The 13,547-nt window shown below is 67.1% G+C and carries 10 protein-coding genes; 3 read left to right on the forward strand and 7 right to left on the reverse strand.

Annotation, left to right across the window (positions count from 1 at the left end):
• The first annotated feature begins 4 nt into the window (after positions 1-4).
• The 3 genes from FHW97_RS02365 to leuD all read left to right on the forward strand — a co-directional run bounded on the left by FHW97_RS02365 (position 5) and on the right by leuD (position 1,430).
• Positions 5-505, forward strand: a complete 501-nt coding sequence (locus tag FHW97_RS02365) for a DNA-deoxyinosine glycosylase (protein WP_022677103.1) — start codon at positions 5-7, stop codon at positions 503-505.
• Between the two features lie 57 nt (positions 506-562).
• The gene (locus FHW97_RS02370) at positions 563-727 is read left to right on the forward strand and encodes a hypothetical protein (RefSeq protein ID WP_022677102.1); all 165 of its coding nucleotides are present in this window, start codon (positions 563-565) and stop codon (positions 725-727) included.
• 100 nt (positions 728-827) lie between these two features.
• The gene (leuD, locus tag FHW97_RS02375; protein ID WP_062786282.1) at positions 828-1,430 is read left to right on the forward strand and encodes a 3-isopropylmalate dehydratase small subunit; all 603 of its coding nucleotides are present in this window, start codon (positions 828-830) and stop codon (positions 1,428-1,430) included.
• Between the two features lie 9 nt (positions 1,431-1,439).
• Here the strand turns inward: leuD and FHW97_RS02380 are convergent, their stop codons facing one another.
• From FHW97_RS02380 to odhB, 7 genes are all read right to left on the reverse strand, one after another.
• Positions 1,440-2,333: a transglutaminase family protein gene (locus FHW97_RS02380; RefSeq protein WP_171797886.1), complete on the reverse strand. Its 894-nt coding sequence runs from the start codon at positions 2,331-2,333 to the stop codon at positions 1,440-1,442.
• Complete coding sequence (locus FHW97_RS02385; RefSeq protein WP_253941526.1) at positions 2,330-4,834, reverse strand: circularly permuted type 2 ATP-grasp protein; 2,505 nt, start codon at positions 4,832-4,834, stop codon at positions 2,330-2,332. The genes FHW97_RS02380 and FHW97_RS02385 overlap by 4 nt, the downstream gene beginning before the upstream one ends.
• 4 nt (positions 4,835-4,838) lie before the next feature.
• A complete protein-coding gene (locus FHW97_RS02390) occupies positions 4,839-8,252 on the reverse strand; it encodes a DUF2126 domain-containing protein (RefSeq protein WP_171797887.1) in 3,414 nt (1,137 codons plus the stop codon).
• A 128-nt stretch (positions 8,253-8,380) separates the two neighbouring features.
• Positions 8,381-9,091 carry a trimeric intracellular cation channel family protein gene (locus FHW97_RS02395; protein WP_171797888.1) on the reverse strand — a complete coding sequence of 237 codons (711 nt, stop codon included), beginning with the start codon at positions 9,089-9,091 and terminating at the stop codon, positions 8,381-8,383.
• 22 nt (positions 9,092-9,113) lie between these two features.
• Positions 9,114-10,586 (reverse strand): DUF4403 family protein, encoded by a 1,473-nt coding sequence (locus FHW97_RS02400; protein ID WP_171797889.1) that lies wholly within the window; start codon positions 10,584-10,586, stop codon positions 9,114-9,116.
• Positions 10,587-10,728: 142 nt separating this feature from the next.
• Entirely contained in the window at positions 10,729-12,144 is a 1,416-nt protein-coding gene (lpdA, locus tag FHW97_RS02405; protein WP_171797890.1) for a dihydrolipoyl dehydrogenase, read from the reverse strand.
• A 124-nt stretch (positions 12,145-12,268) separates the two neighbouring features.
• Positions 12,269-13,540 (reverse strand): 2-oxoglutarate dehydrogenase complex dihydrolipoyllysine-residue succinyltransferase, encoded by a 1,272-nt coding sequence (gene odhB, locus FHW97_RS02410; RefSeq protein WP_054130621.1) that lies wholly within the window; start codon positions 13,538-13,540, stop codon positions 12,269-12,271.
• Positions 13,541-13,547: the final 7 nt, after the last annotated feature.

Raw genomic sequence — 13,547 nt, forward strand, 5'->3', positions numbered from 1 at the left:
CGGTTTGAACGACTCGCGCAAATCCGCCTTTGCCCCGGTGGTTGATGCGCAGACCCGCGTGCTGGTCTGCGGCAGCCTGCCGGGGGAGGCGTCGCTGGCCGCTGGGCGGTATTATGCGCATCCCAAGAACCAGTTCTGGCGGCTGGTGGGTGGGGTGATCGGGCGCGATCTGGTCACGCTGGATTATCCCGAGAGGCTGGATGTGCTGCGCAGCACGGGCATCGGCCTGTGGGACACCGTCGCCAGCGCCACGCGCCGGGGCAGCCTCGATACCGCGATCAAGGCGGCGCAACTGGCCCCACTGGCGCAGTTGGCCGCCCGCCTGCCGGCCTTGCGCGCGATCGGCTTCAACGGGGCGACGGCGGCGCGTCATGGCCGTGCGCAAATGGCCGATCTTGCTGAAATTTCATTCATTCAACTGCCGTCAAGCAGCCCGGCCTATTGTGCGGTGACACTCGCGCAAAAGCAGCTGGAATGGAATTCTCTGCGGAAATTCCTCGATTGAGCGTTGCATTGTGCGGCAAGCGGGCCAATTCTTGCAGCCCATAAGAAGGAGGAAGGCGTGTCCAAGAAGGAAAACTGGGCCGGAACGGCTGTCCTGGCAGGAGCGGCGGCCGTCGGGTCTGCGGCACTGGCGGCGGCGCTGCTCTATACCAACCGCCGCAAGGAACGCGCCCAGAAGGTGGCCGACAAGACCCCGCTGGGCGATGCCCCCGAAACCGATTGAGGCCCCAAGACCGAACGACAGCAGGTGGGGCTGATCGTTTCCTGCCTGCACAGGCTATTTCCGCCGTTGCGCAGGGCGTGGCGGCGGCTATAGCGGGGGCATGGAACCGGTAAACCACATCGAAGGCCGCGCCATTCCGTTCGGCCGCAAGAACATCGACACCGACGTGATCATCCCGGCCAAGTGGCTCAAGACGATCAGTCGCGAGGGGCTCGGCCGTGGCGCATTCGAAACGCTGCGCGCAGACCCTGACAACCTGTTCGACAGCGAGACGTTCAAGGGCGCGCCGATCCTGATCGCGGGCGACAATTTTGGCTGTGGTTCCAGCCGTGAACATGCCGCCTGGGCGCTGCTCGACCTGGGCATCAAGGCGGTCATCGCGCCGTCGTTTTCCGATATCTTTTCCGGCAACGCGTTCAAGAACGGCATCCTTACCGTTGTGATGCCGCAGGAACAGGTCGATCGCCTGCTCGAAGTGGCGCAGACCGATCCGATCGCGATCGACCTTGATGCGCAGTCCGTAACCACGCCGTTCCAGGACCGCTTCACGTTCGAGATCGACGCGTTCCGCAAGCACTGCCTGATCAACGGGTTGGACGAGGTGGGCCTGACCCTGGCGCGCAGCGACGCGATCGGCGCATTCGAAGGCCAGGTGGCCGAGGCGCGGCCGTTCCTGGCACAGGGCACCGGCGTTCCGGCCTGATCGAGGTCGTCAGCCGACCGGCTCTGTCACCGGCGCCACGTCCACCGATACGGCCACGGTCTGCCCGCCGCCGCCGTGGAACACGCCGTCCATCGGCGCGACATCGGCATAGTCGCGGCCCATCGCGGTAAACACGTGGTCGGTTGAGGCCAGCATCGCGTTGGTGGGATCAAACCCCACCCAGCCCAGCGTATCGCCGCACCACAGCGCGGCCCAGGCGTGAGTCGCATCGGCGCCTACCAGGCGCGGCTGGCCCGGCGGGGGCAGGGTGCGCAGATAGCCGCTGACATAGGCCGCCGGCAGCCCGTGGCCTCGCGCCGCCACGATCATCACGTGGGCAAAATCCTGGCACACCCCATGGCGCGCCCGGAAAGCGTCGAGCGGCGGGGTTTCCGCCGTGGTGGCGCTGCCATCATAGGTGAATTCATCGTGGATGGCGTGCATCAGGGCCAGCCCCGCATCCATCACGCTGCGCGCGCCGGCCAGGATCGGGCCGGCCCAGCCCACGATCTCGGGCGAAAGCGGGGTCATCGACGAGGGATAGATGTAGCTTGCCGGGCCCAGCGCGGAAAGATCGCGATGGGCGGCCGCCCGCGCGCCGATTTCGGCCACGCTGGGTGTCTTGGCCAACGCCAGTTCGGGATCGGGCGCGCGCACTTCCACGCGGAAGCTGCTTTCCACTTCCAGCGCATCGAGCGGCTCGCGAATGAACAGGCGGCTGCGGTTGACCAGGAACGGCCCGGCTTCTTCCTCCATCGACCACGGCACGGGCGCCACGGCCAGGCGGAAATCGCTGACGGATTGCGTGGGCCAGGGCGCGGGGCGCAGGCGCAGGTTGAACCGGGCGAGCCGCACTGGGGCGGCATAATCCACGCGGGTCTTGTGGCGGATATCGTAGATCATGCGAGCAAGCTGCTGCTGGCGCCACCGCCAGCCTTTTCGAACTGCAGGAAGTAGCGGGTGGAGATGGTGTCGGACAGCGTCAGCAGGCGCTGTTCCGCCTCGGCCAGCCGCGCCAGGTTCCACGCTTCCACCGGCAGGCTCGACAGCGGCGCCAGGATCGCGCGCGCTTCCAGCAGCGGGGCTTCGGGCAGGTTGTCTTCGCGCAGCGCGGGCAGCGCCTCGATATGGCTGACCAGTGCCTGCGCCTGAAACGCCAGGGAGCGCGGGTTGGTGGGATCGAGCAGCAGCAGATCGAGCACCGGCGCCGTGCTCGGCGCGGCAAGATAACGCGCGCGATAGGTGATCTGGCTGTCTGACAGATCGAGCAGCACGCCCAGCGCCTCTGGCGTGTCGATCCGGGCTGACAGCGCGCGCAGCGTCTGGCACAGCGCCACAGCGCGTTCCAGGCGGCGGCCCATGTCGAGGAAATGGCGCGAGGGGCCAAGCGTGAAGTTTTCCGCCAGCAGGCCCGACAGCGCCGAAAGCCGCTCGATCAACTCGCGCGCGGTGCGCAGCAACGCGCCGGCGCGATGGCCGTCCACCGGCGGCAGGGGGCGGCTGGCAATGCGCCAGAAATCGGTGGTGAAGCGATCGCGCAGGGTGAGGGCCGTGGCACGGATCGCGGCAAACAACGCGCCGACAGAGCCGTTCATCGCCGTGTCTGACAGCGCCGCGGCGCAGGCCTGGGGCATCGGCAAATCGGCCTCTTCGCGCGAGAGGGCGCCCCAGGTTACCATCAGATCAACCAGCCGCGCGATCACCTCGGGGCTGTGGCCGGCGGCGGCATCCACCTCGATCGAATTGCCCAGCACCGCGCGGATGATCCGCACCGTGGCTTCGGCGCGCTCGACATAGCGGCCGAACCAGAACAGGTTGTCGGCCGCCTGGCTTGCCAGGATGCCGCCACCGCGCCGCACCGGGGGCGGCGCGCCCAGCACCGAGGGCGTGGCGTTGACGGCAGCGGCATCGGCCTTGGTATCCACCACGCAGACATCGGCGGAAATATCGCCTTCGCCCATCATCGTGTTGACCATTTCGCCCGAGGAGGAGAGCCGGGCAAAGCCGCCGGGCATCACTGTCCACTCGCCCGCCGCATTGCGCGCCACGAACGCGCGGACGGTAAAGGCGCGCGGCACGAATGCCTCGCCGATTAGCGCCGGCGTGGTCGACAGGGTGACGATTTCCTGGCCGCAATAGTCCACCGGCCTACGCGCCATGGCGGCGAGCAGAGCGTGACGCTGCGCCTTGTCGAGGCTGCGCCCGGCCACTGCGCGGCCATGGGGCAGGCCTTCCACCCCGGTGCCGAACGCGGGAGTGATCATCAACTGGTCGAGGCGCGCGGCCACGTCCTGCGCCTCGCGCGGCTGGCCGCACCACCAGGTGGCGACATTGGGCAGGATCGGCTCTTCGCCCAGCAGCACCGAGAACAGGCGCGGCATGAAGGCGGCAAAGGCCGGCGCCTCCAGCACTTCGGCGCCGGGCCAGTTGGCCAGGGTCAGGCCGCCGCGATCCAGCGCCTCGAACAGATCGGGCACGCCGATTTCCGATCGCGCGTCAAAGCGCAGCGGATCGAGCGCGTTGGTATCGATCCAGCGCCACACCGCATCCACCCGCTTGGGCCCGGCGATGGTGCGCACATAGACGCGATCATCGCTGACCGTCAGGTCGCGCCCTTCCACCAATGGAAAGCCGAGATAGCGCGCCAGGTGTGCTTGTTCGGGATAGGACTGGTTGAAGCGGCCGGGGGTGAGCAGGGCGATGCGCGGATTTTCGCGCTGGCATTCGCGGGCAATGCCACCGCGCAGATCGGAAAAGAACTGCGCCAGGCGCCGCGCGCGCATGTCGGTGAGCAGCCCGCCGGTGACGCGCGAGAGCGCCAGGCGGTTTTCCAAAGCATAGCCAATGCCGTTGGCCAGCCGCAGCCGATCGCCCAGCACGCGCCATTGCCCGCGCGGCCCGCGCGCCAGATCGACGGCATAGACGTGGATATGCGGCCCGCTGCGCGGCGCCACGCCCACCATCGAGCGTGCGAAATAGCGGCTGCCAGCAATCAGTGCAGCGGGCAGGTGGCCATCGGCGACCAGGCGCCCTTCGCCATAGATATCATCGACCACCGCTTCGAGCAGGCGCGCGCGCTGCACCAGGCCGCGCTCCACCTCGGCCCATTCCTGCGCGCCGACGATCAGCGGCATGGGCGAAAGCGGCCAATCGCGCTCGTCATCCTCACCCGTCAGGCGGAACGACATGCCCAGGTCCAGGATCTGGCGCCCGACCAGTTCCTGCACGGCCACCCCGGCCTCTTCGCGCAGCGCCAGCAGGCTTTGCGCCGCGCGTTGCCAGGTCTGGGCCACATCGGGCGCGGCATCGCGATAGAGATCGCCCGCACCCACATCCACCGGATAGGCGGCCAGGCCCGGCACCGGGCCGGGACCGGGTTTGGCCGCCATGGTCTGGGCTGCCATGGGTTCAGGCCAGACCGGCGGGGCGGCGCAGATCGAGCGTCATGGGAAATTCCCCGGGCATTTCCGCCGGCGGCACGGGCAGGTGGCCAGGCGAATGGCCATGATCCTGGAACCGCGCCTGGCGCCGCGCCTGCGCTTCATAGCCGTTGACCGGTACCGAATCGTAATTGCGCCCACCCGGATGGGCCACATGATAGACGCAGCCGCCCAGCGACCGCTGGTTCCAGGTATCGAAGATATCGAACGTCAGCGGGGCATGGGGTGCCAGCATGGGATGCAGGCAGTTGGCCGGCAGCCAGGCCTTGTAGCGCACGCCGCCCACCGCCTCTCCCGGCGTGCCGGTAAAGTTGAGTGGCACGCGGCGGCCATTGCAGGTGATGACATGGCGCCCCGGCACCAGGCCGCTGGCGCGCACCTGCAAGCGTTCGGTCGAACTGTCGACATAGCGCACGGTGCCGCCGATCGCACCGGTTTCGCCCAGCACGTTCCACGGTTCCAGCGCGTGGCTCACTTCCAGGTGCACACCCCCGCCTTCCACTTCGCCGTGCACGGGAAAGCGGAACTGGCGCTGCGCCTCGAACCACACGGGATCGAAATCATAGCCCGCGCCGCGCAGATCAGCCAGCACATCGAGGAAATCGGCCCAGACGAAGTGGGGCAGCATGAACTTGTCATGCAGCTGCGTGCCCCAGCGCACCAGCGGGCCATCAATGGGTTGGCGCCAGAACCACGCGCATAGCGCGCGCAGCAGCAGTTGCTGGGCCAGCGACATGCGCGCGTCTGGCGGCATCTCGAACCCGCGAAATTCCACCAGGCCCAGCCGCCCGGTGGGGCCATCAGGCGAAAACAGCTTGTCGATGCAGATTTCGGTGCGGTGGGTGTTGCCGGTCACATCGACCAGCAGGTTGCGGAACAGGCGATCGACCACCCAGGCCAGCGGTTGCGGCTGATCGGGGCCGGGCACCTGGGCCAGCGCGATTTCCAGTTCATAGAGCCCGTCGTGCCGCGCCTCGTCGATGCGCGGCGCCTGGCAGGTGGGGCCGATGAACATGCCCGAAAACAGATAGCTGAGGCTGGGATGCCGCTGCCAATAGATCACGAAAGACTTGAGCAGGTCGGGCCGGCGGATGAACGGACTGTCGAGCAGCGTGGGGCCACCCAGCACGATGTGATTGCCTCCGCCGGTGCCGATGGCGCGCCCGTCGACCATGAACTTGTCGGCTGTCAGCCCCACCTCGCGTGCGCATTGGTAAAGTGTTTCGGTGACCTCCACCGATTCTGCCCACGATGCGGCGGGCTGGATATTCACCTCGATCACGCCGGGATCGGGCGTGACCTTGAGCACCATCAGGCGCGGATCGGGCGGAGGGGGATAGCCTTCGATGCGTACCGGCAGGCGCGTTTCCTCGGCCACCGCCTCGACGCTGGCGATCAGGTCGAGATAGTCTTCCAGCGTTTCGACCGGCGGGATGAACACGCACAGGTGATCGCCCTTGGGCTCCACCGAGATCGCCGTGCGCACCGCGCCTTCGATCGCGATGGTCTGTTCCACGCGGGTCTGCCGGCCCGGGCTGGCGCTGTGCAGGTCATGGCCCTGGGCGCGCGCCTCGCGGCTGCGGTCCTCGTGCGACATGGTGTCTGGCGTTGCCGCATCGCGCGTTTGCACCGCCCGTTCGATCGCCTGGGCCCGAAAATCGGCCAGCGGCTCGCGCGGCTCGGCCGTGTCGCGCGGGTGGATATAGGGATAGGCGGCTGGCGGCACGTGCGGCAGCGAATTGAGCGGCAGGCGATAGCCCAGCGCGCTGTCGCCGGGCACGGCAAACAGGGCGCCGCGGCGCAGCTTCCACTTTTCCGAATACCACTGCCGCAGCCCATGGGCACGGCGGGCCTGCCACGGTTGTTGGCGCTGAATCGGCAGGACATGGCCCACCGGCTTGGTCAAGCCGCGCTGGAACGTGCGGACAAAGCGCTGGCGCACTTCGGGATCGTTCAGCTTGGGATCGGTGGGCTCGGTATTTTCGGGCAGTTCAGCCTCGCGCACGATCCATTCGAGCGCATCTTCATAGACCGGGGCGACGTTTTCGGGCGCCACGCCAAGCACAGTCGCGGTTTCGCGCAGGAATAGCGCGGCGTCATCGGCGTCAACTGTGGCGATGGCATCGGGCGTCGGCCGGTCGGGCGCGATCAGGTTCTCGTCGCGCCAGATCGGCACGCCATCCTTGCGCCAATAGATCGAATAGCCCCAGCGCGGCAGGCTTTCCCCCGGATACCACTTGCCCTGGCCATGGTGCAGCAGCGATCCCGGCGCGAAATGGCCGCGCAGCTTGCGGATCAGCTGGTCGGCATACCACGCCTTGGTTGGCCCCACCGCGCTGCTGTTCCACTCCGGTGCTTCGAAATCACCGTCGGCCACGAAGGTTGGCTCGCCACCGATGGTCAGACGCACGTCTTGCGCGGCAAGATCGGCATCCACCTGTTGGCCCAGCGCGTCGAGCGCGTCCCAGCGGGCATCGGTGAACGGCTTGGTGATGCGCACCGCTTCGGCCAGGCGGGAAACCTCCATCTCGAAATGGAAATCGGAATGGACCGGCTCCAGCACCACGCCCTCGATCGGGGCGGCGGTGCGATAATGCGGCGTGGCGCACAGCGGGATGTGCCCTTCGCCAGCAAACAGACCCCAGGTGGCATCCAGCCCGATCCAGCCGGCACCGGGCAGATAGACTTCGGTCCAGGCGTGGAGATCGCACACGTCCTGCGGCACGCCGGCCGGGCCATCCACCGCCGCGACATCAGGCGTCAGCTGGATCGAATAGCCCGAGACAAAGCGCGCGGCAAAGCCCAGGCGGCGCAGCAGCTGCACCAGCAGCCAGGCGGAATCGCGGCACGATCCAGTGCCCACGTCCAGGGTTTCTTCCGGAGCCTGCACCCCCGGTTCCATGCGGATGACATAGCCGATGCGCTGGTTCACCGCCTGGTTGATCGCCACCAGGAAGTCGATGGTGCGGCCCTCGTACCCGGTGAACTGGGTGAGGATCTCCTCGAACAGCGGGCCCTGCGCCTCGATCTCGCGGTAGGCGGCTAGGTCTGTCTGAAATTCCTCTGCATAAGCAAAGGGATAGGTTTCGGCATAGTCTTCGACAAAGAAGTCGAACGGGTTGATCACGACCAGATCGGCCAACAGATCGACAGCAATCTCGAAATGATCGATCGGATCGGGAAAAACGATCCGTGCCAGCCAGTTGCCGTAGGGGTCTTGCTGCCAGTTGATGAAGTGATTGGCCGGGCTGATCTTCAAGGAGTAATTGGGGACTGCGGTGCGGCTATGCGCCGCCGGCCGCAATCGGATCACCTGCGGCCCCAATCGAACCGGCTTGGCATAGGAATAGCGCGTGAGGTGATGGAGGCCCGCCTTGATCATGGCTGTGGAGGTTGCCCCAATTCATGCTGCGCTGCAACGCACAATCGAACGGCGCGCGTAGCCTCGCACCACCCCCAGCCCCTCCTCTGAAGAGGAGGGGAGCCGAGCGTCCGTTCTCCCCCTCCTCTTCAGAGGAGGGGGGCGGGGGGTGGTGGAAGCTGCTCACCGAGGTCAGCCTTCTTGCCCCCACCATAGGCCGGGATCGCCAGTTTCCAGCGGATCGCCGCAGCGCGCAGGGCAAAGCCGGCCAGCGCCGATACCGCCCAGACCCAGCCCTTGGGCAGGTGCAGCGCCTGCCCCGCCGAACACAGCGCGGCGGCGAGCGCGGCGGCTGTCACATAGAGTTCGGGGCGCATGATGATCGACGGGCGCCCGGCCACGCAATCGCGGATCACGCCGCCCACGCAACCGGTGATCACCCCCATCATGAAGGCCGGCACCGGCGGAATGCCATAGGCCAGCGCCTTGGTCGTGCCCAAGACGGCATAGGCGCCCAGGCCCACCGCATCGGCCCATTCCAGCGCGGCGCCGCGCCACCAGCGATGCGGCGTGAGCCAGCACAATACCGCCATGCCCAGGCACACCAGCGCTACCCAGCGATCGTGCACCCAGAACACTGGCGCCCCGATCAGCAGATCGCGCACCGAACCGCCGCCCACCCCGGTGATCACCGCGAAAAAGCACATGGTCACCAAGGTCTGCCGCATGCGCGCGGCCACCAGCGCGCCCGACAGCGCAAACACGGCGATGCCGGCCAGATCGGCAAAGCCGATCACGGCGGGCAGGGCGGGGGCCACGGCGTGGGGCAGCGAGGTGGGCAGGGGTGGAACCAGGGGCATGGCACCACCCTTGCCTTGGTGGTCAGCGCATGTCGAGGCTGACCGTGGCGGTTCCGGTGCCTTCGACCGGCAGATACAGCCCCTGGCCGGCTGCCTTGAGCTGGCCCGTGTGCACATCCTCGATCCGCGCGCGGATGATGAAATCGCCGGTGCGCTTTTCGGTCAGCGCGCGGTCGATCTTGCCCATCAGCTTGGCATAGTCGTTCTCGAAATTCTGGGCGAGCGCGGCCGCGATCGTTTCGGACAGGCCCGGCGCATTGGCGAGGCCGAGCAGGACATCGGTGCCGGTGCTGTCAGTCACGCCGGAAACCGCCAGATCGGCAAAGCCGACCTTGCGCGAATTGGGCGCGTTAACCGGAGTGCCGGTCAGCCACACGGTGCCATGTGCAGTGTGGGGCGCGGCATCGACGGCAAACTGCACACCCACCGCCACCTTGCCGCCGCGCGTGCCATAGCATGTCACCTTCCCAAAGCGGGCGGTGATCGGCCCCAGGCCCGGCACGTCGAACGGGCGGGCCGAACGCTTGACCAGCGCGCGGGCGATCACCGGCTCCAGTTCGCGATAGTCGGCAATCACCGGGATGACGAACAGCATCCGCCCCGGCGTGGTTTCCAGCTTGCGCACGGGCGGCAGCGGCGTGACGGCCGGATCGGGCGGCCGGTTGCCGACAAAGGTTTCGGTCTGCGCATGCATGCCCAGGCGCAGCACCAGGCGCCGCCCTTCCACGGCATAGCCGCCATAGCGCAAGTCATGCGGCGTGACCCGCATCCACACCGGGGGATTGGCGTGGTTGAGTTCCAGCGAGGTGAACGCGCTGGCCCAGGCCTTGCCGATCTCGCGGTCGAGATGCAGCTTGTCCAATTCCTGTGGTAGCGTCCGCTCCAGCCGCGCGACCACGTCCTTGAGCTTGGCATCAGCCTTGTCGGTAAAGGTGATGCGCTGGCCCAGGAAATCGATGCCGGGGGCATTGGTCCAGTCATAGTGGATATCGAGCGTGGCGCGCGGCTTCCAGTCGTTGGCCAGCGACAGCCGCACATGGGCGCGCACCACGGCATCACCGGTGGCGGTTTCCTGCTTGAACACGCCGGCAATATCCTTTGCGCGCAGCGTGGCATGCAGCGGCAGCGTGACCACCAGATCCTGGCCCTGGCCCGCCAGCGTGATCGGCCCGCGCACCACATCGCCCACGATGCGGCATTCGACGCGCGGCGTCTTGAGCTTGACCCCCAGCACCTTGACCCGCTGCGAGGCGAGGCAATCCTGCCCCGGCTTGTCGATCGACCACAGCTGGCGCGGCACCTCGCGTTCGAGCGCGGCGCTCAGTTCGTCCAGCCGGGCGACGATCGGCACGGCGATGGTAGAGGCCTGGGGCGGCACGGCGATGGCATCGTTGGCGCGCGGTGGCGCCTCTGTCACCGGGCTGTGGTGGCAGCCGGCCAGCAGGATCGACGCGGTCAGCGCTGCTGCGCTGCCGACCTTACGCGAAAGTGTCATGTGCAGTTGCCCCGTTTGGGCGCATTACGCGCCAGGCGGGGGCAAAGTTCCCGGCGCCATGATGGCGCCCGTTCGCCCATGAAAAAGGCCGCGCTCGGTTGCCCCGGCGCGGCCTTGTTTCATCGGTTGTGCCAAAAGGCGATCAGATGTGGATCGGCTTTTCGCGGATACCCATTGCCGCTTCCTTGAGCGCTTCCGAATGGGTCGGGTGCGCGTGGCAGGTATAGGCGATGTCTTCCGAGGTGGCACCGAATTCCAGCGCCAGCGCGGCTTCGGCGATCATCGTGCCGGCCACCGAGGCGATCGCCCACACGCCCAGCACGCGGTCGGTCTGCGCATCGGCAATGACCTTCACGAAGCCATCGGGCTCGTGATTGGTCTTGGCGCGGCTGTTGGCCAGCATGGGGAACTTGCTGACCTTGATCTTCGACTGGTCGCCGCCGGCCTTTTCCAGCGCGGCTTCCTGCGTCAGGCCCACGCCGGCAAATTCGGGGAAGGTATAGACCACGCCGGGGATCACGTCGTGGTTGACGATGCCCGTCAGGCCCGCGATGTTTTCCGCAACGGCAATGCCTTCGTCCTCGGCCTTGTGTGCCAGCATCGGGCCGGGGATCACGTCACCGATAGCCCAGACGCCGTCCACCTTGGTGCGGAAATCGTGGTCGGTTTCAATCTGGCCGCGACCGTTCAGCTCCAGGCCGATCTTGTCGAGGCCGAGGCCATTGGTGTTGGGCCGGCGGCCGATCGCCACCAGCACGCAATCGGCTTCGATCGTTTCGGCAGCGCCGCCGGCCGAAGGCTCGACGGTGAGCGTCGCCTTGCCGCCTTCGACGGCCACGCCGGTGACCTTGGTCGAGAGCTTGAGCGCCATGCCCTGCTTCTTGAAGATCTTGGCGGCTTCCTTGCGCACGTCGCCGTCCATGCCGGGCAGCAGCTGGTCAAGGTATTCCACCACAGTGACCTTGGCACCCAGGCGGCGCCAGACCGAGCCCAGTTCCAGGCCGATCACGCCGCCGCCGATCACCACCAGGTGTTCGGGCACGCGGTCGAGCGCGAGGGCACCGGTCGAATCGACCACCACGCCCGCGTCATTGTCCACGGTCACGCCCGGCAGTGGGGTGACCGACGAACCGGTGGCGATGACGATGTGCTTGGCCGAAACCTTTTGCCCGGCCACGGTGACGCTGTGCGCGTCTTCGAACGTGGCATAGCCCTTGAGCCAGGTGATCTTGTTCTTCTTGAACAGGAATTCGATGCCGCCGGTCAGGCCCTTGACGGAGTCGAGCTTCTGCGCCTGCATGGCAGAGAGGTCCAGTTCCACCGGGCCGGTCTTGATGCCATATTTGGCAAAGGTGCCGTTGACGGCTTCCTCGAACTTTTCCGAGCCGTGCAGCAGCGCCTTCGACGGGATGCAGCCCACGTTGAGGCAGGTGCCGCCCAGCGTTTCGCGCCCTTCGGCACAGGCAGTCTTGAGGCCCAACTGGGCCGCGCGGATCGCCGCGACATAGCCGCCCGGGCCAGCGCCGATCACCAGGACATCATAATCATATTCAGCCATTGCGGCCTCCTGTTCGCGCGTTCCCGAAAACGGTGGCGGGACTGGCGCGACTTATCACACAAGTTCGCGTGGATGCACGCTGGCGCGCCCGGCGGTGGTCACCGGGCGCGCCGTGCAGTGCCGATCAGAGATCGATCAGCAGGCGGGTGGGATCTTCGATCGCTTCCTTGATAGTCTTGAGCGCGGTAACCGCCTCGCGACCGTCGATGATGCGGTGGTCATACGACAGGGCGATGTACATCATCGGGCGGATCACGATCTCGCCGTTGCGCACCACGGGGCGGTCCTCGATGCGGTGCAGGCCGAGCACGGCCGACTGCGGCGGGTTGATGATCGGGGTGGACATCAGGCCACCGAACACACCGCCGTTGGAGATGGTGAAGGTGCCGCCCTTCATGTCTTCCATGGTCAGCGCGCCTTCGCGGGCCTTCTTGCCGAAATCGCCGATCGCCTTTTCGATGCCGGCGAACGAGAGCTTGTCAGCGTCGCGCACCACCGGAACGACCAGGCCGTTCGGCGCCGACACGGCCACCGAGATATCGACATAGTCGTGATAGACGATTTCATCGCCCTGGATCTGGGCGTTGACGGCCGGAATGTCCTTGAGCGCCAGGCACGAAGCCTTGGCGAAGAACGACATGAAGCCCAGCTTCACGCCGTGCTTCTTCTCGAACACGTCCTTGTACTTTTCGCGCGCGGCCATCACCGCCGACATGTCCACGTCGTTGAACGTGGTGAGCAGGGCAGCGTTTTCCTGCGCGCTCTTGAGGCGCTTGGCGATGGTCTGGCGCAGGCGCGTCATCTTGACGCGTTCCTCGTTGCGGCCCGGGGCAGCAACGGCCGCAGGCACGGCGGCCGTGGCGGCGGGAGCGGGCGAGGCGGCCTTGGCCTGGGCTGCGGCGAGCACGTCTTCCTTGGTCAGGCGGCCGTCCTTGCCGGTGCCCTTGACGGTGGAAGGATCGATGCCGTGCTCCAGCACCGCGCGGCGCACCGCCGGCGACAGCGCGGCAGCGCCGGCATCGTCACCAGCAGGGGCCGAAGCAGGGACAGCCGCAGCAGCAGCCGGGGCCGGCGCGGCGGCCGGAGCCACTGTGTCGGACGCGGGCGGCACGGGCTTTTCCTCGCGCGGGGCAACCGGCACGTTGCCGGCTGCGGCAACGCCGTCTTCCACGGTGCCGAGCAGCGCGCCAACCGTGACGGTTTCGCCTTCGGCAACCAGGATCTGGCCCAGCACGCCGGCAACGGGCGAGGGCACTTCGACGGCAACCTTGTCGGTTTCGAGGCTGACGATGGGCTCGTCCAGAGCCACCGCTTCGCCGGGCTTCTTCAGCCACTGGCCGACCGTCGCTTCGCTGACGCTTTCACCGAGCGTCGGAACCTTGACTTCGATGGACATGACTTGG

Source organism: Novosphingobium sp. SG754 (genome assembly GCF_013149315.1).
Lineage (GTDB): Bacteria > Pseudomonadota > Alphaproteobacteria > Sphingomonadales > Sphingomonadaceae > Novosphingobium > Novosphingobium capsulatum.

Bases quoted from the DNA above. Each gene is read 5' to 3' on its own strand.
- leuD (WP_062786282.1), top strand. From the start codon at position 828: ATGGAACCGGTAAACCACATCGAAGGCCGCGCCATTCCGTTCGGCCGC.
- FHW97_RS02380 (WP_171797886.1), bottom strand. From the start codon at position 2,333: ATGATCTACGATATCCGCCACAAGACCCGCGTGGATTATGCCGCCCCA.
- FHW97_RS02385 (WP_253941526.1), bottom strand. From the start codon at position 4,834: ATGGCAGCCCAGACCATGGCGGCCAAACCCGGTCCCGGCCCGGTGCCG.
- FHW97_RS02390 (WP_171797887.1), bottom strand. From the start codon at position 8,252: ATGATCAAGGCGGGCCTCCATCACCTCACGCGCTATTCCTATGCCAAG.
- FHW97_RS02395 (WP_171797888.1), bottom strand. From the start codon at position 9,091: ATGCCCCTGGTTCCACCCCTGCCCACCTCGCTGCCCCACGCCGTGGCC.
- FHW97_RS02400 (WP_171797889.1), bottom strand. From the start codon at position 10,586: ATGACACTTTCGCGTAAGGTCGGCAGCGCAGCAGCGCTGACCGCGTCG.
- lpdA (WP_171797890.1), bottom strand. From the start codon at position 12,144: ATGGCTGAATATGATTATGATGTCCTGGTGATCGGCGCTGGCCCGGGC.
- odhB (WP_054130621.1), bottom strand. From the start codon at position 13,540: ATGTCCATCGAAGTCAAGGTTCCGACGCTCGGTGAAAGCGTCAGCGAA.